Source organism: Actinomadura sp. RB99, from assembly GCF_014706005.1.
Taxonomy (GTDB): Bacteria; Actinomycetota; Actinomycetes; order Streptosporangiales; family Streptosporangiaceae; genus Spirillospora.
Genome location: NZ_JABMCA010000114.1, coordinates 1 through 21,483, shown reverse-complemented (window position 1 = coordinate 21,483; position 21,483 = coordinate 1). Strand labels below are relative to the sequence as shown.

Genomic DNA, 21,483 nt, shown 5'->3' with positions numbered 1-21,483 from the left:
GCCCGCCGCACCGCCCGCGGCACCGCCTGCCGCCGCGCCTCCCGCGGCCGCCGGGACCAGTCCGGCTGCGGCCAGCGGGAACACGGCCGCGAAGGCCACGGCCGCGCCCGCCAGAGCGCGGACGCCCCGCCCCTCCCAGCCCGGCCCGTACGCCGCGGTGGCGGCCGTCTCCAGCTCGGCGGCGAACGCGGCGGCGCCGGGTGGGCGGTCATGCGGGGCCTTGGCCATCCCCCGGACGACCAGGTCCCGGAGCCCCTCCGGGAGGCGCTCGGCCGGGACCGCGCCGTGCAGATGCCCGGCCCGGAGCGCCGCCAGATCCCCGGAGAAGGGCCGGCCGCCGGTGACGCACTCGAAGAACACGCAGGTCGCCGCGTACACGTCGGTGGCCGGCGAGGCGGGCCGCCGCTCCCACTGCTCGGGCGCCATGTAGGCGGGCGTCCCGGCCCCGGAGCCGTCCCCGGTCGCGGTGGCGATCCCGAAGTCGATCAGCTTGCTCAGTCCGTCCGCGCGGACGACGACGTTGGCGGGCTTGTAGTCGCGGTGCACCACGCCGGCCGCGTGGGCGGCGGCGAGGCCGCGCAGGGACCCCTTCAGCACGGTGAGCGCCGCCTCCGGCTCCAGCGCGCCGTGCTCGGCCAGGATCCGCTTGAGCGAGACCCCGTCCACCGCCTCCATCACGAGCGCGGCCCCGCGCGCCGCGCTGACGAACCGGTAGAGCCGGACGACGTGCGGATCGTCGACGCGGCCGAGCATCACCGCCTCGGCGCGCAGCCGCTCGATGGCCGCGTCGTCGCCGTCCCGGCGGACCAGGTACTTGATCGCGACCGGCGCGCCGGCGGCGGAGTGCCGCGCCAGCACCACCCGGCCCTGCGCGCCCGCGCCCAGCTCCCGCACCTCGGTGAAGCCCTCGACGCGCCACGGCGGCGCAGCACCGGACGACGGCTCGCCGGACGGCGAGTCCCCGGACGGCGGCTCGCTGGACGGCGGCTCGGCGGGCGAGGCGGACGGCGGCGCGTCCCCGGACGGCGCGGCGGGCGATGGGGACGCCCCCGACGTGTCGGCCCCGGACGGTTCGATCATGCCCATCAATCTGGGGCACGTGACGCCCCCGGGCAACCGGTGCTCGTCCGCGGCCCGCGGTGTCCGGATGTGGCCGCCGGGAGGGGCCGTCGCGCCGGTCCGTCCGGGCCCGTTCCACGCCACGGATCGGCGCTGGCGAGCGGGGATGGAATAGACGAAAACACGGAAACGTTGGGTCTAGTGATCGGCTATTGGTGTATGCAACTGACGGTCGGTACACTGCGTGGCGGAGTGTGACCGCACGCAGCCACAATGAGTGACTGCTTTCAACCCCTGACTGCGGTCGCCGAGACATTTTGATCAACGGCTGGTCCCTCCCGCGCGAGCGCGCGGCCACAGGAAGCGACCGGCGGGCGCGCCAGGACGGCGAAGCCCAGCCGGCGGCGACTGTGACCTCGATCGACAGCGCCCCTGACGGGCCCGCCCGCCGGCATCCTGCCGACGCGGGCGACGAGCCGCGCCGCACCGGGGAGCGAGGACCCCGCATATTGGAGGCTGAAAGCCCTGACTACCTTTCGTGAACTCGGGGTCGTCCCCGAGATAGCAGATGCCCTGCAGGCCGAGGGCATCGTGGAAGCGTTCCCCATCCAAGAGCTCGCCCTGCCGATCGCGCTGGGCGGCCACGACATCATCGGGCAGGCGCGCACCGGCACCGGCAAGACGCTGGCGTTCGGCGCGGCGCTGCTCCAGCGCATCGAGCACGGCGGCAAGAAGCCGCAGGCGCTCGTCGTCGCGCCCACCCGCGAGCTGGCCCTGCAGGTCACCGATGACCTGCTGGTCGCCGGCGGCAAGCTCGGCACCCGCGTGCTGTCGGTGTACGGCGGCCGCGCCTACGAGCCGCAGATCGACGCGCTCCGCGAGGGCGTCGACGTGGTCGTCGGCACCCCGGGCCGGCTGCTCGACCTGGTCAAGCAGAAGCACCTGGACCTCTCGCAGGTCGGCGTGCTGGTGCTGGACGAGGCCGACCGCATGCTCGACCTCGGGTTCCTGCCCGACATCGAGCGGATCATCGACCGGATCCCCGCGCAGCGGCAGACGATGATGTTCTCGGCGACCATGCCGGGCGAGATCGTCGCGCTGTCGCGCCGCTACCTGACCCGCCCGACCAACGTGCGGGCCGAGTCGCACACCGAGTCCGACGCGACGCCGCAGGTCGTCCAGCACGTCTTCCAGGCCCACCAGATGGACAAGCCGGAGATGCTGGCGCGGCTGCTGCAGGCCGAGGGCCGCGGGCTGACGATGATCTTCTGCCAGACCAAGCGGGCCTGCGACCGGGTCGCCGCCGACCTGGCGCAGCGCGGCTTCGACGCCGCCGCCGTGCACGGCGACCTCGGGCAGAGCCAGCGGGAGCGGGCGCTGCGCGCGTTCCGCAACGGCAAGATCGGCGTGCTGGTCGCCACCGACGTGGCGGCCCGCGGGCTCGACGTCGACGACGTCACGCACGTCGTCAACTACGAGTGCCCGGACAGCGCCGACACCTACGTGCACCGCATCGGCCGCACCGGCCGCGCGGGCAAGGAGGGCGTCGCGGTCACGCTGATCGACTGGGCCGACCTGACCCGGTGGAAGCTGATCAACAGCACGCTCGACCTGCCGTTCGCGGCGCCGGAGGAGACCTACTCCACCTCTCCGCACTTCTTCGAGGCGCTCGGCATCCCCGAGGGCACGAAGGGCACCCTGCCGAAGGAGCACCGCCACGAGCGGGCCGGGCTGGACGCCGAGGAGCTGGAGGACATCGGCGAGACCGGCAAGGTGCGCAGCACCGCGCGCCGCGAGGAGCGGGAGCGGGAGCGTCCGCGCCCCCGCCGCCGCAAGCGCGCGAGGACCCGCACCCGCGGCGGGCAGCCGATCGAGGGCAAGGCGACCGAGGGCGGCGCGACCGCGGCGGCCTCGGAGGGTGCGTCCGACAACGTCGTCGACGCCGTCGCCACCGAGCGCAAGCGGAGCCGCACCCGGCGCCGCACCCGCGCCGGCAAGCCCGCGGCCGACACGACCGAGGCCACGCAGACGGCCTGACGTCCGCACCGACCGCGAGACACGGCCCGCCCCGTGCTCTCGCGGTTTCCGGTGTCCGCCCGCGGCATCCGCGAGCAGGCTCGCCGCGTGCGCAGCGGACCCGTTCCGGCATACCGGCCCGAGGTCCGTAACGGTCAAGAGCCTCAAGCGTCGCGATCGCGTGCGAAGCCGGATTCGAGCGGAGCGAGAATCCGATCGCGCAGCGAGCCCCCGGGGCGAGTCGGAGCGATGCTGCGATCGCACGCATTGCCCGCCGAAGGGAGGGCCCCCAGGGCCCGACCGCCAAGGGCAATGCAGTTAAATACCGTCCCGCATGCCGAGGGCGGTGGTGGGGTGGTCGGTGACCAGGACGGCGACGCGGGGGTCGCCGAGGAAGCGGCGCATCAGCGGCTCGGCGTTGACCGTCCAGATCATCGCGGGGATGCCGGCGCGGCCGCACTGCCGCAGCACCCCGACCCGGGCGAGCCGGTGGTTGAGCGCGACCATGTCGGCGCCGGCGCGGCGGATCTGGCGCAGCGGCGCGAGGTCGCGGGCGACGCCCGGCTCCCAGAGGTTGCGGCCCACCGACAGGGCCGTCCGGGTCCGCGGGAAGCTCCTCTTGATCTCGACGAGCGAGGCCACCTCGCGGGTCGTCACCACGAACCCGCCGGGCCCGAACGCCTCGATCGCGAGCGCGACGGTCTCGTGCTCGCAGCCGCGCTCCTTCAGGTCCAGGTGGCCCTGCGCGCCGGACGCGGCGATGAGCTCCATGGCCTCGTCCACCAGCGGCAGCGGGCGGGGTGACAGTTCCTTCGCCCGGCGGTAGGACAGCCGTGCCAGCGGCAGCCCGCCGACCTCGCGGTCGTGGTGGACGACCAGCCGCCCGTCGCCGGTGCGCCGGACGTCGATCTCGACGTACTCGGCCCCGGATCCGACCGCGTCGCGCAGGCCGTTCAGGCCCGCGTCGTCCCGTCGATGCGCCGAGATCGCCGGCTTCGCTCGCACGCTGAGAAGCTACCATCGCGGGGTTTCGCGGCGGTGGCCGGCGGATGCCCGTTTAGTATGGTGGCACTCCGTGAGTACGCCCCGGTTCCTGACCCTGCCCCCCGGCGTGAGCCGGACGACCGTCGAGACGTCGCGCGGCCCGTTCGCCGCGCTGGAGGCGATGCCGGGGTCGCGGGTGCCCGAGCGGTGTCCCGCCCTCCTCGTGCCGGGCCTCACCGGCAGCAAGGAGGACTTCCTCGCGATGCTGCCGACGCTCGCCGCGTCCGGCCGCCGCGTCGTGGCGATCGACATGCGCGGGCAGCACGAGACGCCGGGCCCGGACGACCCGGACGCCTACGGCCGCGCTGCCCTCGGCGCCGACCTGGTGGCGCTGCTGGAGGCGCTGGGTCCCGAGCCGGTGCACCTGGTGGGGCACTCGTTCGGGGGGCTGGTGGCGCGGGAGGCGGTCCTGGCGGGGCCGGCGCGGCCGGCGTCGCTGACGCTGATGAGCTCCGGGCCGTCCGCCGTGACGGGGCCGTCCGCCGACAAGGCGCGGGCGCTGCGGGACGCGATCCCCGAGCTGGGCATGGCCGCGATCTGGAGCGTCGGCATGGAGCCGGACTACGTCGCGAGCGGCGTCCAGGCGGACATCCTGGCGTTCCTGAAGGACCGGACGCTCGGCAACTCCGAGGCGGGGCTGGTCGGCATGTCCCGCGAGATCCTCACCGCGCCCGACCGGGTCGACGAGCTCGCCAAGCACTGCGGCGACACGGGCCTTCGGACGCTCGTCCTGTACGGCGAGGACGACGACGTCTGGGACCCGCGGGCCCAGGCGGAGATGGCGGAGCGGCTCAACGCGGCCCGGGTCGTGATCCCGAGCGCCGCGCACTCCCCCGCCTGGGAGGCGCCGGAGACGACCGCCGCCGCCCTCACCGACTTCTGGAACCTGTCCGAGCACACGCTGAAGTGACCCCGCGGGCCGAGCCGGGGCGCGCCGAGGGGCGCCGCGTCCCGGCCCGCGGAGGGCCGCTCAGACCGTCGCGGTGAACAGGTAGTTCATCGGCAGGCCGGTGGTGTCGCGGGGCAGCGGCGGCCACGGCCAGCGGCCGAACGAGGCGCCCTCCTCGCCCGGCAGCCTCAGCTCGCCGACCGTCCAGCCGCACGCGGCGAGGACGTCCTCGGGGCGGTCGGTGCCCCACAGCCAGGGGCAGCCGTCGGCGCGCAGCCGCGCCAGGCCCTCCTGGGTGAACTCGCTGATCATGGACTGGTGGGACAGCAGGTCCCCGGCCGCGGCGCTGCCGGGCGCCGACAGCGTCCCGAGCCTGGTCAGCAGCGCCCGGGCGGCGTCCTCGGGCAGGTAGAACAGCAGGCCCTCGACGATCCACAGGGTGGGGACGGCCGGGTCCCAGCCGGCGGCGCGCAGGGCCTCGTCCCAGTCGCCGGTCAGGTCGGTGCCGATGCCGCGCCGGTCGCAGCGGTGCCGGACGTCCAGCTCGGCGAGCCTCTTCTCCTTCCCTTCCATGAGGTCGGCCTGGTCGAGCTCGTACAGGACGGTCCCGGTCGGCCACGGCAGCCGGGCCGACCGCGTGTCGAGCCCGGCCGCGACCAGCACGACCTGGGTGTGCGCGGACCGGGCGATCACCTCGTCCAGCCAGCGGGTGCGGATCGCGAGGAACTCGGTGGTGCCGGGGTTGTCGTAGCGCTCCCAGCGCGCGAAGCCCTCGGGTCCGGCGAGGGCCTCGGCGAGGTCGTCGGTGAACAGGGCGTCGGGGCGGCGGGACTCCACCGCGCGGGCGGCGGCCGTCCAGCGGGCCGTCGCGGACACGCCTTCCATGGTCCTTCTCCTTTCAGCGGCGGGCTCGGCGGCTCAGCGGCGGCCGGCGGTGACGGCCTCGACGAGGCGGCGCATCGACTCGGGGAGCCGGGCGGGCGCCATGTTCCCGTCGGCGTCGGGGCTGACGCAGGCGATCCGCTGCTCCCCGGTGGCGACGAGCTCCTCGCCGTCCGGGCGCTGCCGCCAGTACTCGAACCGCATGGTCATCTGGGTCTGGCCGACCTCGCCGGGGGTCATCCGGACGATCACCTCGTCGAAGATCGTCAGCTCGCGGAGGTACTCGCACCGGCAGCTGACGGTGAGCAGCCGCACCCCGTCGCCGAACCCGGCGACGACGTCGGGGGTGTACTCGCGCAGGCAGAGCTCGCGGGCGCGGCCCTGCCAGCTGATGTAGTTGACGTAGTTGACGTTGCCGAGCAGGTCGGTGTCCTCGATGGTGACGACGTGCCGGTACTCGTAGCCCTTCACGCCCGCGCCTCCCCGGACGGCTCCGTCAGGACGGCCAGCACGACCGGTTCGGCGACGCCCTGGACGCCGGTCGCCATGGTCGCGACGCGGACGTCCCCGGCGGCCAGCACGGCCCAGCCGTCCTCGTGGGTGGAGTGCAGGGTGAACGGGGTCCCGGCGGGCAGCCCCGCCTTGACCGCCGACTCCCCCGCCGCCCACACGCGGGTCGCGGCCGTGTCGAAGTCCTCGGCACCGCCGGAGCGTCCGGTGGTGCCGGAGCGCTCGGTGAGGGCCTCGGCCAGCGCGAGGCCGTCCGGTCCGAGCAGGCCCGCCCAGGCGTCGCGGTCGCGCGCGGTGACGAGTTCGAGGTCGCAGCCGGGGGTGCTGGTCGCGAGGGTGACGCCGGAGCGGTGCGCGATCGAGACGGTCTCTCCGCTGCTCGCCTCCGGCTTGCCGTCCGGGCGGTGCCGCAGCTCGACGTCCCCGCCGAGCAGCCGCCGCACGGCCAGCCCGGCGGCCTCGCGCCGGGACGCGCCGTCCGGGTCGGTGTCGACCACCGCGCGCCCGGCCAGGCCGAACGCGACGAGGGCGTGCTCGACGTAGGGGCCGAGGAGGGCGGGCACCCACCCGGCGGGGAGCGGGAACTTCTCCACCAATCGGGTCGTGAAGCCCTCCCAGGTCTCGATCAGCTCGCCGTCCTCGTCGGTGACCTCCATGTCCCAGCAGTCCTCGCCCACCCGGTAGCGGGCGTGGACGAACGCGGGCGTCGCGCCGGCGTTCGGGCCGGGGACGAGCCGCCGCACGCCCGCCGGGATCGCCAGGACGGTCGGCGCGCACAGCGCGAGCGGCTGCATGTAGGCGTCGCGGGCGGCGGGGTCGCCGAGCAGCAGCGTCGGCGGCAGGTAGCGGCCGAACCAGTCGACGCGGGTGTCGGGCAGCAGCCGGGCGGTGACGTGCGTGGCGTCGGCGCGCCGGATGTCGCCCATCAGCCGGAACCGGGGGCCGTGGAACAGCATCGGCCCGTACAGCTCGGTCTGCGGGTCGATCGCCATGGGCGGCAGCGCGGCGTCTTGCGGCCGGACGAGCCCGGCGCCCTTCGGCGTCGCGGCGGGCGGCTCGCAGACCGCCCGGAAGTGGTCCACCTGGAAGTTGGTGGTGCTGCACCGGACGACGGTCGCGACGGCGCCGGACTCGTCGCGCAGCGCCGCGACCCGGACGGTGACCGGCGCGTCCTGCGCGACCGCGATCGCCCGCAGGAACTCGACGTCGGTCAGGACCGGCGCGGTCCCCGCCCCCGAGCCCGCGCCGACGTCGAGGCCGAGCAGCGCCGCCGCGGCCTGCGCCATGATCTCCATGCCGACGGTGCCGGGCAGGACGGCCTCGGTGCCACCGCCGAACACGTGCTCGGCGAGGTACGGGTCGCTGGCCCAGCCGACCTCGGAGTCGGCGACCAGCTCGATGCCCGGGTAGTTCACCCGGGGCCGCTCCAGGAACCGCAGCAGCGGCGGCTCGTCCGCGCCGAACGACACGGTCGGCATCTCGCCGAACCGTCCGGTGACGACGGCGACGACGGGCGCGTCCGGGTCGGCGACCAGCGCCCGCAGCATCGCCACGCCCTGGTCGGGGGTGATCGTGGTGACGCCGGCGCGGGACAGGTTCTCGACGGAGCCGAGCCGCTCGCCCATGCCGACGCCCGACCACAGCGACCACTCGACGGCGCGGAACCGGCAGTGCGGCAGCTCGGCGGCGAGCCGCTCGACCAGGTCGCTCTGCCATTCGTTGGCGGCGGCGTAGTGGGCCTCGCCGCGCAGCCCGGCGCGTCCGGTCATGCTGCCGAACGTGACGACGAGCCGCAGGCCCGCCGTGTCGACGGCGGCGAGGACGGCCTCCAGCCCGGCGACCTTGGGGTCGATCGTGCGGGCGTAGTCGTCGTCGGTGAGCTCCTGGAGGAGCTTCGGGACGTTGCCGCCGGCGCCGTGCAGGACGGCGGTGACCTTGCCGAGCTCCGCCTCCGCCTCGGCGACGGCCGCGGCGACCCGGGCGGCGTCGGTGACGTCGGCGCGCAGGTAGCGGGCGGTGACGCCGGCGGCCGCCATGCGTTCGAGGTTGGCGGTCAGCTCCGCGTCGCCGGCCGGGTCGGACCGTCCGACCAGGGCGAGCCTCGCGCCGCTCTCGCGGGCCAGGGCGAGGGCGCACTCGGCGGAGATGCCCTTGCCGCCGCCGGTGACGAGCAGCACGTCGTCCGGGCCGAGCGGCAGGTCGGTGCCGTGCGGCGCGACCGGCGCGAGGACGGGCTCGCGGCGGACGCCGCCCTCGTGGATCACCTCGCGGAACCGGGTCGTGGCGGCGGCGTCCGCCGCGACCAGCGCCGGGGCCGCCGGGTCGGCGAGGTCGGCGGACACGACGGTCGTCGCCACCCAGGGCGCCTCCAGGTGCAGGGTCTTGGCGAACCCGGCCGCGCCGGGGCCGTCCTGGACGAGCACGCAGCGCGTCACGTCCTTGCCGGCGAGGACCGCGGCGGCGCCCGCGCGCAGCGCCGCGAGCCGCCCCTCCCCCGGCGGGACGATCACCAGGACGCCCTCGCCCAGCTCGGCGGCCTCCAGCGCCTCGCGCAGCGCGCCGGCGGCCGGGTGGTCGCCGACGACCCGCCAGGCGCCCGGGGTGCGCGGCGCGGCCCGTCCGGGGACGGCGGCCGGGCGGCGGTCCACCGCGAAGGCCCGCACCCACGGGCCCACGCCCGGCGGGACGATCCTCGCGGCGGCGGCCTCGGTGTCCTCCGCTCCGGCGCCGCCGGTCGCGACCAGCTCCTGCAGCGTGTCGGCGACCTGGCCGAGCGTCGCGGTCGCATAGCCGGTCGGGGCGGCGGTCTCGGCGAGGTCGAGGGTCCGCATGGCCTCGCCGACCAGCTCCGACACCACGATCGAGCTGAGGTGCAGGTCGTCGAGGAACTTGCTGTCGGCCTGGACGGCCTCCAGCGGGAACTCGGCGCGGCGCGCGACCAGCGTGCGCATCAGCATCAGCGGGTCGCCGGCGTCCACCTCGCCGGGGACGTCGCCGCCGGGCGCGCCGCCGCCGGACGTGGCGGCCCGCGCGGACGCGTCGGCGAGCAGCGCCGCGTCCACCTCCGGGACGATCTCGCAGAAGTTGGCGATGAAGGCCGGCTCGGCGTCCGGGTCGAACGGGCGGATCAGCCGGTCGGCGAACAGGTCGGCGACGCGGACGCCGGCACCCGCGGCGAACGCGGCGCCGAGCGCGGCGAGCAGCCCGCCGAGCGAGTCCTCGTCGGTGCGGGTCGCGACGGCCGGGACGCCGGTGATCTCGCGGGCGAGATGGGTGAGGACCTGCCCGGGCCCGACCTCGATCAGCAGGTCCGCGTCGTCGGCCGCGGCCGCGAGCGCCTCGGCGAACAGCACCGGCGCGGTGATCTGCTCGCGCAGCAGCGCGCGCAGCTCGTCCGGCGCCATCGCGGCGGACAGCGGCGCGCCGGTCACGGTCGAGTACACCTGGCGGCGCGGACCGGCGAGGGGCTCCTCGCCGAGCCGTCCGGCGAACGCGTCGGCGGCGGGCGCGACCAGCGGCGAGTGGAACGCGTGCGAGACCGGCAGCCGGACGGCCTGGAGCCCGGCCCGGGTCGCACGGCCGATCACCGCCAGCAGCCCGTCGGACGGCCCCGACACCACCGTCTGCCTCGGCCCGTTGTGGCCCGCGATGACGACGCCGTCGTCCTGCTCGGCGAGCAGCGCGGCGACGGTCTCCGCGTCAGCGGACACGCCCGCCATCGAACCGCCGTCCTCGGCCAGCTCGCTCATCGTCGCGCCGCGCGCCGCCGCGATCCGCAGCAGCGCCTCCTCGTCGAGGGCGTCCGCCCAGTGCAGCGCGGTGATCTCGCCGAGGCTGTGCCCGACGGCCGCCTGCGCCTGCACGCCGAGCCCCGTCAGCACCCGCAGCCCCGCCGCCGACGCGGTCGCGATGCGCGGCTGCGCGACCGCCGTCTCCACCTGGTCGGCGCCGGCCGGCAGCGCGGCCGCCTCGTACAGCTCGTCGACCGTGTCGAAGCGGCGGCGCAGCGCCCCGCCGTCCGACCGGGTGCCCGACCCTTGGCCGGGGAACAGGAACACGATGCGCGGCAGCCCGCCCGGCCCGCCGACGAACACGCCGGCCGCCGGGTCGATGTGCCGCTCGGTCCCCTCCGCGGCGAGCTCGGCGACGCGGCGCAGCGCGTCCGCGAGCTGCGCCGGGGCGCTCGCGACGACCGCGGCCCGCCAGGGCCGCCGGTCCAGCCGCCCCGCCAGGTGCGCGGCGAGGTCGGGCAGCTCCGACCGCGCCGCCGCCTCCGCCACCGCGGCCAGCGCGGTCGCGCGCTCGGCCAGCGCCGCCGGCGAGCCGGCGTCCAGCGCGAACAGCTCCGCGTCCTGCGGCGAGTTGATCACCGAGCGGGTCCGGGTGTCGACGCGCGCGCGGCGGGACGGGCGCGGCGCCTCGACCACCACGTGCGTGTTGATGCCGCCGAAGCCCATCGCGCTGACGCCCGCGCGCAGCGGCACGCCCTCCGGCCACGCCTCGCCCTTGCGCAGCACGCGCAGCGCGTCGCCGCCCTCGTCCAGCAGCGGGTGCGGCCGCTCGCACCCCGTCGTCGGCGGCAGCACGCCCGTCCCGGCCGCCTTGACGCCCTTGATCAGCCCGGCGATGCCCGCCGCGGCCTTGGTGTGCCCGATGTTCGCCTTGATGGAGCCGACCGCCGCGGGGACCCCGCCCGCGCCCGCCGCGCGGCGCGCCTCGATCAGCGTCTCCAGCTCGGCCGCGTCGCCGACGGCCGTCCCGGTGCCGTGGCCCTCGAAGTAACCGACCTCGTCCGGGCCGAACCCGGCGCGCCGGTACGCCCGGTCCAGCGCGAGCCGCTGCCCGTCGGTCTCCGGCCGGGTGATGCCGCCCGCGCCGTCGGACGACACGCCCCACCCGTCGATGAAGCCGTGCACGTGGTGGCCGCGCGCGACGGCGTCCTCCTCGCGCATCAGCACGACCATCCCGCAGCCCTCGCCGGGCCAGAACCCGGCCGACCGCCGGTCGTAGACCCGCATCTCCTCGACGGCCAGCGCGCCCGCCCGCGAGAACCCGATCAGCTCCGTGGCGTCCACGCTGATGTCCACGCCGCCCGCGACCGCGAGGTCCATGTCGCCGGAGACCAGCGCGTTGCACGCCGTGATCACCGACAGCAGCGACGACGCGCACGCGCCGTCCACGACGTAGCCGCCGCCGTTGAAGTCGAAGTGGTTGCAGATCCGCCCGGCGATCGTGTTGGACAGCCCGCCGGCCAGCGAGTCGCCGTCCGGCACCGGGAACGGCGCCTTGTAGGAGTGCTCCAGCTCCGCCAGCAGCGCCGCGAGCCGGTCGCCCGCCACGTCGTCCTTGAGCGCGTCCGCGACCACCCGCCGCACGTAGGGCCAGCGCAGCCGCATCTGCGCCGCCCGGATGCCCTCGCCAGTCAGCGAGTTGCCGACCAGCACCCCCGTGGTCTCGCCCGGCGCGCCGCGCCCCTCCGGGAACCCGGCGTCGGCCAGCGCCTCCGCCGCCGTCTCGAGCGCGAGCCAGTGCGTCAGGTCCGCGTTGCGGAACGTCGACCCGGCGACCTTGAACCGGACCCGGTCGAACTCCCAGTCGCGCAGCAGCGCGGCCTCGGTGATGTAGATCTGGTCCGCCGAGTCGCGGTCGGCGCTGTAGTAGTCCTCCAGCCTGATCCGCGTGGACGGGATGCGCCGGAACGACCGGCGCCCGGCCAGCACGTTGTCCCACAGCTCGCCGGGGTCCGCGGCGTCCGGGAACCGGCACGCCATGCCGACGATCGCTATTCGAGAATTCACGGAAAACCTCCAGAATGCGGAGAGGCCGGCGGCACTTGCTCTCCCTCCACCCGGAAATCCGGGCATGCCGGAATGACCACGGAGCCCATGAGCGAAGGAAAATACGGCGACCGCCGCGAATGGCGTCCCGAGAGGGCGCGGGCGACCACGTCGACGCCCGCTCCACTCCAAGATCAACCTAAGTTACTCGACTGTAGGCAAGCGTTCGAGCCCACGTCAAGAAGCCGAAGCCATCATCCGATGACAAATTTTCGGCCCTCCGGCGGCCATTCTGGCACCGCCCGTCCCATTGGCCGCTCGTTTCCGCCCACCCGTTCCCCGAACACCCTCCCATGCCTCTTTGACCGTTTCACCGCACACACCGCGACTGCGGCGAAGCCGAACGTGATGCCGTCCTCCGTAATGGACGGCTAGCCCAATAAGAGGCACAGGAAAATGAAAATTCAACCGCCCTCACCACCGATGGCCGTCACGGTCGGCGACCGGAAAACCGCGCACCGGAACCGCGATGCTCCTACCCTGGAGGCATGCCGGTGGATTACCGAGCCCCGAACATCAACGCGCGCAGCCTCGGGCAGCAGCTGCGGAAGATCCGGGAGCTCCTCGAGCTGTCCTACCCCGACGCCGCCGCGCTCCTCGGCCGCGACGCCGACTGGCTCGCCCGCGTCGAGACGGGCTTCGGCGACCCCACCCCCGAGCAGGTCGGCGCGATCCTCGACGCCTACGGCGTCCCGGACCGCGTCCGCGCGGTCCTCGTCGACCTCGCGACCCGGCCCGAGGGCCCGCCCTGGCTGGCGCGCCACGTCGGACGCCTGAAGGCCCTCGTCCGCGACATCTACACCGTCGAGTCGGAGTCCCCGTACATCCACACGTTCGGCATCGCCCGCATGCCCGAGCTGGTCTGGTGCGAGGAGTACGCCCGCCTGGTCTTCGGGCTCCGCGAGGCGGACCCGGACGAGGAGTGGGACCTGCTCCGCAACCGCCAGGAGCACCGCCCCCTCGGCGAGCCCCGCACCCTCGACGTGATCATCGACGGCTACATGCTGGAGAGCCCCGGCGGCCGCGCCGACGTCCTGCACGCGCAGGTCGCGCACCTGCTCGACCTCGCCGCCGACGCCCGCGCGACCGTCCGCGTCGTCCCGACGGGCGCCGGCGCGTACCCGGGCCTGCACGGCGCCTTCGACGTCCTGGAGTTCCCCGGCGTCACCGAGCGGATCTCCCTCGTCCACTCCGCCCTCGGCATCGACACCGCCCAGGCCGACCTGTGGGACACCTGGAAGCTCGTCGAGGAGAAGGCCCTCACCCCCGCCGACTCCCGCACGCTCCTGGAGACCACCCGCACCGCCCTCGCCGCCCTCGCCGCCCAGTCATACTCGGGGGATGGGGAAGAGCTATGAGCGCATCGAGGGCAGGCTGCGGACGTTCATCGAGTCGCAGCACATCTTCTTCACCGCGACGGCGCCGCTGGACGGGAACGGCACCGTCAACCTTTCGCCGAAGGGCCTGACCGGATCGTTCGCGGTGCTCGACGAACTCACCGTCGCCTATCTCGACTTCGCGGGCAGCAACGCCGAGACGATCGCCCACCTGCGGGAGAACGGCCGGATCACGCTGATGTGGTGCGCGTTCGACGGCCCGCCGAACATCGTGCGGGTGCACGGGCGCGGCGAGCCGGTGTTCCGCGACGATCCGCGCTGGGACGGGCTGATGCGCCATTTCCCGGACATCGACCCGACCCTGCACGGGCTGCGCGCGATCATCGTCGTCCGCGCCGAGAAGATCCGCGACACGTGCGGGTACGCCGTCCCGTTCATGACGTACGAGGAGGACCGCCCGCTGCACGGGTCGCGGTTCGCCCGGGAGACCGACGAGTCGCTCGACGCGTACTTCCACAAGAAGGAGCACGTCGCGACCAGCATCGACGGCCTGCCGGGACTCCCCCTGCCGCTGCCGCCGCTCCCCCGGGAGACCTGACCCCGCCCGGCCGCGGGGCCGGGCGGGGTCAGGCGGGGCCGGGCGGGACGTCTCAGGGGCGCTGGAAGGGCCTCGAGACGGCGGCGGTGGCCACCAGGGCCGTGAGCTCGGTCTGGTATCCGTCCCCCATGTCCTGCACCGTCTTCCAGCCGAGGTAGCGGTACGTGCCCGGGGCCAGGATGATCGCCAGGCTGCCCGGGACCGTCCTGTCGTCGAAGGACCGGACCAGCGCGATCCCCGGCCGCCCGAGCGCGTCCTTCTGGCCGCGGACGGCGTCGACGCCGGGGATCGTCGCGAGCGTCTGGAACAGCGCGGCCCGCAGGTCGGGCGGGACGGTCATGCTCAGCAGCCGTCCGATGCGGTTGAAGACGATCTGGTCGCGCGAGCCCGTGGTGTCCGGGTTCTCGCCCCGGCCGTGGGCGGCGTCGGAGTACAGCCGCGCGCGGAGCGCGGACGGGTCGGCCGGCAGGGTGCGGACGTCGGCGTCCGGGCGCCGGTCGTCGTGCCCCGATCCGGTGGCCGGAATCCGGCCCGGCCGGTTGCCGGGATCGCATCGGCCGACGTACCGCTCCGCGTACTTGGCGAAGGCCGCCATCGAGCCGTCCCGACGGAGCCAGGTCTCCGTGCACTGCTCCTCGCCCGGCGCACCAGGGTGGACGACCAGTTCCCGCGTGTAGCTGTACGCCCCCGGTCCGACCGGGGGCCCGCTGCGGGCGGTGGCGGCGGCGTCGCGCAGCACCTCCGCGGCGGCGGCCGTGGCGGCCCCGTGGCCGTCCGGCGCGACGACCTGCGCCACCGTGATCGCGGCCGCGGCGGCCACCGCGGCCGTCCCGGCGAGCAGCCCCATGACGGCCGGCTTCGGGAGGCGCGACCACCGGCGGGCGGGGCGCGCGGCGGCGGTGAGCCGGTCGCGTCCCGCGCGCAGCGCACCGTCCGTGGGCGGCGCGACGCCGGACCCGGCCTCGCGCAGCAGCGCCATCTCATCCATCGACGTCCTCCTCGGTCGGGTCGGCGCCGCCGAGCGCCGCGCGGAGCCGGGCCCGGCCGCGCGACAGCCGGGACCGGACGGTGCCCACGGGGATCTCCAGCGCCGCGGCCACCTCCTCGTAGGTCAGGTCGGCCCAGGCCACCAGGAGCAGCGGCTCCCGGTAGACCTCGGGCAGGCCGGCGAGCGCCCTGGCGAGCGGTCCCCGCAGCGCCTGCGCGGCCACCCGGGCCTCGCTGTCGACGGGTTCGGCGGCCGTCTCGCCGCCGAGCCGTTCCAGCAGCAGGTACCGGGCCGTCTCGGCCTTGCGGTGCCGGGCGACGAGCCGGGTCGCGATCCCGTACAGCCACGGCCGGGCGTCCGCGCGGGCCAGGTCGTAGCGGCGCCGCTTGCGGAAGGCGATCAGGAACGTCTCGGCCATCAGGTCGTCGGCCGCGTCGGGTCCGAGGCGGCGCGCGACGTACCGGTGGATCGCGGGCGCGTGCCGGTCGTACAGGCCGGTGAACGCCTCCGGTTCCGCGAGCGATCTGCGGATCAGCTCGGCGTCGCCCTGCGCCGTCGCGGCCGGGCGGCCGGGCCGCGCCCGGATACCGATCACCACGCGGCCGGTCGTGCGGACGGCTCTGCCATCGGGGGGCCTCCCAGGGTCGCGGTGTGCCTACACCGGTTATCCCTCGGACGGCGTCTCCGGGTTCCCGGCAGGTCAGCCGAGGTCGGCGAGATCCTCGGGGGTGAGGCGGAGGTCGGCGGCGGCGATGTTCTCCTCCAGGTGGGCCGGGGAACCGGTGCCGGGGATGAGCAGGATGTTCGGGGAGCGGGCCAGCAGCCAGGCGAGGGCGACCTGCGGGACGGTCGCGCCGTGGCGGACGGCGACGGCGTTGAGGTGGTCGGCCGTGAGCGGCTCGTAGCCGCCGACCGGGAAGAACGGGACGTAGGCGATGCCCGCCTCGGCGCACGCGTCCACGAGGGGGTCGTCGTCGCGCCGGGCGACGTTGTACTGGTTCTGGACGCACGCGATCGGCGCGATCCGGCGGGCCTCGGCGACCTGGGCCGGGGTGACGTTGGAGACGCCGAGGTGGCGGATCAGGCCCTCGTCGCGCAGCGCGAGCAGCGATTCGAGGGGCTCGGCCAGGGAGTCCTCGGAGGGGCCGAGGACGCCCATCCGCAGGTTCACGACGTCCAGGCGGTCCAGGCCGAGGGTGCGCAGGTTCGCCTCGACGGCGCGGCGCAGGCCGGAGGGGGTGAGGCCGGTGTGCTCCTCGGCGGGCCGGTGGATGTCGGAGCCCTCGACGAGCGCGCCGACCTTGGTGACGATCACCAGGTCGTCCGGGTAGGGGTGCAGCGCCTCGCGGATCAGCTCGTTGGCCGACACCCCGTCGTGGGAGTAGTAGTTCGAGGTGTCGATGTGGTTCACGCCGAGCTCCACGGCGCGGTTCAGCACGGCGAGGGCCGTGTAGCGGTCGGGGCGGGGGCCGCCCGGCCAGCCCGACAGCCGCATCGCGCCGTACCCGATCCGCGCGACGTCCAGGTCCCCGCCGAGCGCCCACCGTCCACCCATGATCGCCACCCTAGCCTCCGGGGGTCACGGCCAGCGGTAGGCGGCGCCCTGGGCGGGGACGTGGTGCGGGAGGTAGCACTTGGTCGTGACGTGCTCGTCCTTGCAGTCGAGGCAGAGGTAGGTGCGGTGGCCGCGCAGGCCGCGGGCGCGGCCGCCGCAGGGCGGGCAGACGCAGGGCGACCAGCCGACGATCACGCGGCCCGGGACGAGGCGGTGGCCGCGCGGGCACAGGAACGGGACATGCACGACTCGAACATACTATCGAGTCATTCCGGGAGTAAGGTCGGGCCCGTGAGCACGCCGGACCCCGACGTCGTGCGGCGTGCGCAACGCGGCGACCTGATGGCGCTGGACGAGGTGCTCGCGGCACTCGCCCCGTACGTGCGGCGGCTCTGCGGGCCGATCGCGCTGCAGGACGCGCCGGACGCCGCGCAGGAGGCGCTGATCGCGGTGATGCGCAACCTGCGGACGCTCCGCGACCCGGACGCGCTCCTCGGCTGGGTGCGGGTCATCGCCGTCCGGGAGGCCGTCCGGGTCGCCCGGCAGTCGTCCCGGGCCGTCCCCGCCGAGCCGGCCGACCTGCCCGCGCCCGGCGATCCGTCGCTGGCCGCCGACGTCCGCGACGTGCTCGACCGGCTGTCCCCCGAGCACCGCGCCGTGCTGGTGCTGCGCGACCTGGAGGGGCTGGACGAGGAGACCGCGGCGCGGCTGCTGCGGGTCCCGGCCGGGACCGTCCGGTCGCGGCTGTTCCGGGCGCGGGCGCGGTTCCGGCTGAGCTGGCGCAACGAAGGGAGCCCGCCGTGACCTGGCCGCTCGGAGAGCTGGACGGCGTGCGCCGGCTCCGCGCGCTGGCCGCCGCGTACCCCGGCGTGCTGCTGGAGGAGACGGTCCTGCCGGCCGCGTTCGAGGACGTGTGGACGGTGCTGGGCGACCCGGAGCGCGGCTTCCCCGGCCTGGTGCCCGACGTCCGGTCCCTGCGCGTCACCGAACGCGAGGGCGAGAGGATGCGCGCGATGGTGCACGGACGTTCCGGGCTGCGCGCGCGCTTCGACATGGTGCTGCGTCCCGGCTGGTGCCTGATGCAGAGCCGTTTCCTGGTGTTCGGCATGGCGGCCGTTCCCGAAGGGGACGCGACCCGCTTCGCGTACATGGCCGGGTTCCGCGTCCCGGGCGTGCGCGTCGCGGGCCCGGTGCTGCGCCGCGTGCTGGGCCCCGCCGTCCTGCGCCGGTTCGTCAGGCGGTTCACTCCGGCGGAGTGACGCGGATCACGGGAGTGGCGCGGGAGGTCCGCGCCCTCTTCCAGGCATGAGCATTCTCGAACTGGCGGCCCTCCTGGCCGCCGCGGTCCTCGGCCTCGACGCCGTCCTGCACGTGTACTGGATGACCGGCCGCACCTGGCCCGCCCGCGACGTCGCCGCCCTGTCCCAGGGCCTGCTGAACGCGGACGTCCCCTTCACTCCCCGGGTGCTGGCGCCGCTCGTCCTCGTCCTGGCGGCCGGCGCGATCGCCGTTCCGGCGCGGGCCGGGATGATCCTCACCGGCGTCCCCGGCTGGATCCCGGCGGCGGGGACCGTCGCCGTCGCCGCGGGCGTCGCCCTGCGCGCGAGCGCGGGCGTCGTCTGGGCCCTGGGCGTCGGCGCTCGCCGCGAATCCGCCTTCTACCGGCTCAACCTCGCCGTCTACACGCCGCTGTGCTTCGTGCTGACGGCCGCGACCGTGCGCGTGGCCATCGGCTGACCTGCGAAGACGTCCCGGCCGTGGCGGTCCGCCGCCACGGCCTGCCGCCCGGTCAGGCGAGCCCGGCGTCGTGGGCGAGCAGGGCGATCTGGGTGCGGTTGTCGAGATCCAGCTTCGTCAGGATGCTCGACACGTGCGCCTTGACGGTCGCCACGCTCATGAACAGCGCGGCGCCGATCTCGGCGTTGGAGCGGCCCTCCGCGATCGCGACGACCACGTCGCCCTCGCGCGGGCTGAGCCGCCCGAGCGCGGTGCGGGCGCGCTCGTAGGCGCCCGCCTGGGTGGCGGCGCGGTCCATCAGCCGCCGGGTGATCCGCGGGGACAGGATCGGCTCGCCGGACGCCACGTGCCGGACCGCGTCGACGATCTGCGCGGGCGGCGTGTCCTTCAGCAGGAACCCGCTCGCGCCGGCGCGCAGCGCGTGCAGGATGTTCTCGTCGGTGTCGAACGTGGTCAGGACGATGACCTCGGGCGCGGGATCGCGGCGGCGCAGGCCGCGGGTCGCGGTGATGCCGTCGACCCGGGGCATCCGCAGGTCCATCAGGACGACGTCGGGCGCGTGCCGGTCGGCGGCCTCCGGCACCTCCGCGCCGTCCGCCGCCTCCCCGACGACCGAGATGCCGTGGACGCCGTCCAGCATCATCGACAGGCCCGCCCGGACGAGGGCGTCGTCGTCCACGATCAGCACGCGCAGGGGGCGGTCACCGCTGGTCCCGGAAGCCGTCACGCCGGCCATGGTAGCCAGGCGCGCAGCCGGAACTCCCCGGCGGCGACCTCGTGGTCCAGCCGGCCGCCGGCCAGCTGGACCCGCTCGGTCAGCCCGACCAGGCCCGTCCCGGTGCCGGGGGCGAGCGGGGCGGTGCCGTCCGGCGGCAGCGGGTTCCGGATGTCGATCACCAGCCGGGTGCCGGGACGGCCCTCGACCGCCACTCGGACGGGGCGGCCCGCGGCGTGCTTGCGGGCGTTCGTCAGCCCCTCCTGGACGACCCGGTACGCGGTGCGCCCGGCGGCGGCGGGCAGCGCGGCGGGCTCGACGACCTCGTCCCGCAGCTGCACGCTCCCGCCCGCGTCGCGGGACTCCGCCACCAGCGCCGGCAGGTCGGTGAGGACGGGCTGGGGCCGGTCGTCGTCGCCGGCGTCCTCGTCCCGCAGGATGTTGATCACCTCGCGCAGCTCGTCGAGGGCCTGGTGCACCCCGGCGCGGACCACCCCGGCGGCCTGCGCGAGCTTCTCCGGCGGCGCGTCCGGACGGTACTCCAGCGCGCCCGCGTAGGTCGCCAGCAGCGACAGCCGGTGCGCGAGGACGTCGTGCATCTCGCGGGCGATGCGGGTGCGCTCCAGCATCCGGGCCTCGGCGACCCGGCGGCCCTGCTCGGCCTCGGCGCGGCGAGCGCGCTCGCGCAGCGAGGCCAGCAGCGCGCGGCGCGCCTGCGTCAGCGCGCCCCACCCGACGAGCGCGCCGTACGCGAGGGCGACCAGCAGCAGCCACCAGGCGTAGGTGATGCCGCCCATCGGCCGCCAGAGGCCGCGCGCCGCGTGCACGGCGATCCCCGCGGCGCCGACCGCGACCGCGACCGGGAACCGGCGCCGTTGCGCGACGTGCAACGCGCCGAAGGTCGCCGCGGGCGTCGCCGCCGGGGACAGCGCGGCCAGCACGGTCAGCGCGAGCGTCCCCGGCACCGGGCGCCACAGGACGGACGGCGACAGCGCGCAGGCCAGCACCCCGGCCGCGATGTCGAGGCCGAGCGGCACCGCGTCCCCCGCGGGCCGGCCCCAGAGCGTCACCGCGCCGAGCGCCCCGACGGCGGCGACGACCACGGCCGCGCCGACGGCGAGCCGCGGGCCGCGCCGCTCGGCTTCGCAGATGTCCTCGCTGTTCACGGGGTCAGGGTAAGACGGGGCCCGGCGGCCCCGACACCTACCGAAGTAGGGGGTCCCCCGGACCGGGGACGGAACCGCCGCAGCCGCCCGCCCGATGCGCCGCGCCCCGTCCGGCGGCGATCGTGGCGGCCATGAACGAGATGACCGGAACCCGTCCCGCCGGCGGCACCACCGCCCGCCGCGCCCTCACCCTCGTCGCCGCGGCCGGCGCCGCGCTGCTCGTCTGGGCGGTCGCCGACCCGATCGGCGGTGCCGGCATGCACGCACGCGGCCAGCACGTCGGCCCCGCCGCCGTGATCGTGTTCACCTTGCTGGTCGGGCTGGCCGCCTGGGGGCTGCTGGCCGTCCTGGAACGCCGCGCGAAGCGCCCCGGCCGGACCTGGGGCATCACCGCCGGCATCGTCCTCGGCGTCTCGCTGACCGGCCCGCTGGACTCCGAAGGCCCCGGCACCTATGTCGCGCTGATGGCGATGCACCTGGTCGTCGGCGCCATCCTCATCGCGGGCCTGGGCCGCACCGCGCGCACCCGCTGCTAGGAGACGGGCTTCGTCGTGTAGCAGTAGTTCGACTCGCCCTTGAAGTAGTGCTGGGCGCGGGGGTCGTCGTACCGCCAGCGGCACCCCGCGTCGAGCTGCGCCTTCGACATCAGCTGGGCGGCCCGCTTGTGCGCCACGCAGTACGCGCCGGGCTGCGGGGTGTCCCGGTACTCCTCCCACTCCCAGCCGAGCTTCGCGCAGTACGCCGTGAAGTGGCCGGGCCCCAGTTCGACCCGCTTGTACGACGGCCGGGACGACGGCCCGCTCGACGGCTTCCTCGACGATGCCGGACGCGACGCCGTCGCGCTCCGGCTCGGGCTCGCGCCGGGGCTCCGGGTCGCGGTCGGGCTCTCGCCGCCGGGGGCGCCCGCACGTCCCGCCTCCGCGGCCCGCCCCTCGCCCGCGGCGGTGCCCGCCGTCCCCTGCGGAGACGCGTGCGGGCCCCCGCCGCCCGTGTCGCCGTCCGCCATCTGCACGAACCCGAACACCGCGGCGCCCGCGACGACCGCGGCGCCGGCCCCGGCCAGCACGCCCGCCCGCCGCCGTCCGCGCCGCCGCTCATGCGGAACGGTCGACGCGTCCGCCGCCGGAACGGCCCCGGGCACCGCGGCGGG

General features: G+C 75.6%; 20 protein-coding genes. 8 read left to right on the top strand and 12 right to left on the bottom strand.

Annotation, left to right across the window (positions count from 1 at the left end; genetic code table 11):
- The coding region (locus tag amrb99_RS46865) for a serine/threonine-protein kinase (RefSeq protein WP_190868570.1) at positions 1-1,080 on the bottom strand (1,080 nt) is incomplete at its 3' end.
- A gap of 570 nt (positions 1,081-1,650) precedes the next feature.
- Between amrb99_RS46865 and amrb99_RS46860 the strand changes: the two genes are divergently transcribed.
- On the top strand, positions 1,651-3,096 hold the full coding sequence (locus amrb99_RS46860) for a DEAD/DEAH box helicase (protein ID WP_347257165.1): 1,446 nt from the start codon (positions 1,651-1,653) through the stop codon (positions 3,094-3,096).
- 297 nt (positions 3,097-3,393) lie between these two features.
- Here the strand turns inward: amrb99_RS46860 and amrb99_RS46855 are convergent, their stop codons facing one another.
- A complete protein-coding gene (locus amrb99_RS46855) occupies positions 3,394-4,080 on the bottom strand; it encodes a glycerophosphodiester phosphodiesterase family protein (RefSeq protein ID WP_190868569.1) in 687 nt (228 codons plus the stop codon).
- A gap of 70 nt (positions 4,081-4,150) precedes the next feature.
- Here amrb99_RS46855 and amrb99_RS46850 point away from each other — a divergent pair, with 70 nt between their 5' ends.
- Positions 4,151-5,029, top strand: coding sequence for an alpha/beta fold hydrolase (locus amrb99_RS46850; RefSeq protein WP_190868568.1), 879 nt, complete (start codon positions 4,151-4,153; stop codon positions 5,027-5,029).
- A 60-nt stretch (positions 5,030-5,089) separates the two neighbouring features.
- On the opposite strand, the gene amrb99_RS46845 is transcribed toward amrb99_RS46850, so the two are convergent.
- From amrb99_RS46845 to amrb99_RS46835, 3 genes are read right to left on the bottom strand one after another with little or no spacing between them, the layout of a single operon-like run.
- Positions 5,090-5,893: an SAM-dependent methyltransferase gene (locus tag amrb99_RS46845; RefSeq protein WP_190868567.1), complete on the bottom strand. Its 804-nt coding sequence runs from the start codon at positions 5,891-5,893 to the stop codon at positions 5,090-5,092.
- Positions 5,894-5,926: 33 nt separating this feature from the next.
- Positions 5,927-6,361 (bottom strand): acyl-CoA thioesterase, encoded by a 435-nt coding sequence (locus amrb99_RS46840; protein ID WP_190868566.1) that lies wholly within the window; start codon positions 6,359-6,361, stop codon positions 5,927-5,929.
- Positions 6,358-12,198, bottom strand: coding sequence for an SDR family NAD(P)-dependent oxidoreductase (locus tag amrb99_RS46835; protein WP_347257164.1), 5,841 nt, complete (start codon positions 12,196-12,198; stop codon positions 6,358-6,360). Before amrb99_RS46835 ends, amrb99_RS46840 begins: the two co-directional genes overlap by 4 nt.
- Before the next feature lie 527 nt (positions 12,199-12,725).
- Here amrb99_RS46835 and amrb99_RS46830 point away from each other — a divergent pair.
- Positions 12,726-13,595, top strand: coding sequence for a helix-turn-helix transcriptional regulator (locus amrb99_RS46830; RefSeq protein WP_190868564.1), 870 nt, complete (start codon positions 12,726-12,728; stop codon positions 13,593-13,595).
- On the top strand, positions 13,579-14,172 hold the full coding sequence (locus amrb99_RS46825; RefSeq protein WP_190868563.1) for a pyridoxamine 5'-phosphate oxidase family protein: 594 nt from the start codon (positions 13,579-13,581) through the stop codon (positions 14,170-14,172). The genes amrb99_RS46830 and amrb99_RS46825 overlap by 17 nt, the downstream gene beginning before the upstream one ends.
- 52 nt (positions 14,173-14,224) lie before the next feature.
- Here amrb99_RS46825 and amrb99_RS46820 read toward each other — a convergent pair whose 3' ends face one another.
- From amrb99_RS46820 to amrb99_RS46805, 4 genes are all read right to left on the bottom strand, one after another.
- A complete protein-coding gene (locus tag amrb99_RS46820; RefSeq protein WP_190868562.1) occupies positions 14,225-15,160 on the bottom strand; it encodes a CU044_5270 family protein in 936 nt (311 codons plus the stop codon).
- On the bottom strand, positions 15,153-15,758 hold the full coding sequence (locus amrb99_RS46815) for a sigma-70 family RNA polymerase sigma factor (protein ID WP_190868561.1): 606 nt from the start codon (positions 15,756-15,758) through the stop codon (positions 15,153-15,155). Before amrb99_RS46815 ends, amrb99_RS46820 begins: the two co-directional genes overlap by 8 nt.
- A gap of 102 nt (positions 15,759-15,860) precedes the next feature.
- Positions 15,861-16,715, bottom strand: a complete 855-nt coding sequence (locus tag amrb99_RS46810) for an oxidoreductase (protein WP_190868560.1) — start codon at positions 16,713-16,715, stop codon at positions 15,861-15,863.
- A 24-nt stretch (positions 16,716-16,739) separates the two neighbouring features.
- A complete protein-coding gene (locus amrb99_RS46805; RefSeq protein WP_151546928.1) occupies positions 16,740-16,961 on the bottom strand; it encodes a hypothetical protein in 222 nt (73 codons plus the stop codon).
- A 45-nt stretch (positions 16,962-17,006) separates the two neighbouring features.
- Here amrb99_RS46805 and amrb99_RS46800 point away from each other — a divergent pair, with 45 nt between their 5' ends.
- From amrb99_RS46800 to amrb99_RS46790, 3 genes are read left to right on the top strand one after another with little or no spacing between them, the layout of a single operon-like run.
- Entirely contained in the window at positions 17,007-17,519 is a 513-nt protein-coding gene (locus amrb99_RS46800; protein WP_206700379.1) for an RNA polymerase sigma factor, read from the top strand.
- Positions 17,516-17,974 (top strand): hypothetical protein, encoded by a 459-nt coding sequence (locus amrb99_RS46795; protein WP_190868558.1) that lies wholly within the window; start codon positions 17,516-17,518, stop codon positions 17,972-17,974. Before amrb99_RS46800 ends, amrb99_RS46795 begins: the two co-directional genes overlap by 4 nt.
- Positions 17,975-18,020: 46 nt before the next feature.
- The gene (locus amrb99_RS46790; RefSeq protein WP_190868557.1) at positions 18,021-18,452 is read left to right on the top strand and encodes a DUF3995 domain-containing protein; all 432 of its coding nucleotides are present in this window, start codon (positions 18,021-18,023) and stop codon (positions 18,450-18,452) included.
- Between the two features lie 52 nt (positions 18,453-18,504).
- Here the strand turns inward: amrb99_RS46790 and amrb99_RS46785 are convergent, their stop codons facing one another.
- The gene (locus amrb99_RS46785; RefSeq protein WP_190868556.1) at positions 18,505-19,188 is read right to left on the bottom strand and encodes a response regulator transcription factor; all 684 of its coding nucleotides are present in this window, start codon (positions 19,186-19,188) and stop codon (positions 18,505-18,507) included.
- On the bottom strand, positions 19,176-20,333 hold the full coding sequence (locus amrb99_RS53565) for a histidine kinase (RefSeq protein ID WP_190868555.1): 1,158 nt from the start codon (positions 20,331-20,333) through the stop codon (positions 19,176-19,178). The genes amrb99_RS46785 and amrb99_RS53565 overlap by 13 nt, the downstream gene beginning before the upstream one ends.
- A gap of 131 nt (positions 20,334-20,464) precedes the next feature.
- Here amrb99_RS53565 and amrb99_RS46775 point away from each other — a divergent pair, with 131 nt between their 5' ends.
- A complete protein-coding gene (locus amrb99_RS46775) occupies positions 20,465-20,869 on the top strand; it encodes a DUF6069 family protein (RefSeq protein WP_190868554.1) in 405 nt (134 codons plus the stop codon).
- On the opposite strand, the gene amrb99_RS46770 is transcribed toward amrb99_RS46775, so the two are convergent.
- Positions 20,866-21,483: hypothetical protein (locus tag amrb99_RS46770; protein ID WP_241756596.1), on the bottom strand; the 618-nt coding region annotated here is incomplete at its 5' end. The genes amrb99_RS46775 and amrb99_RS46770 overlap by 4 nt on opposite strands.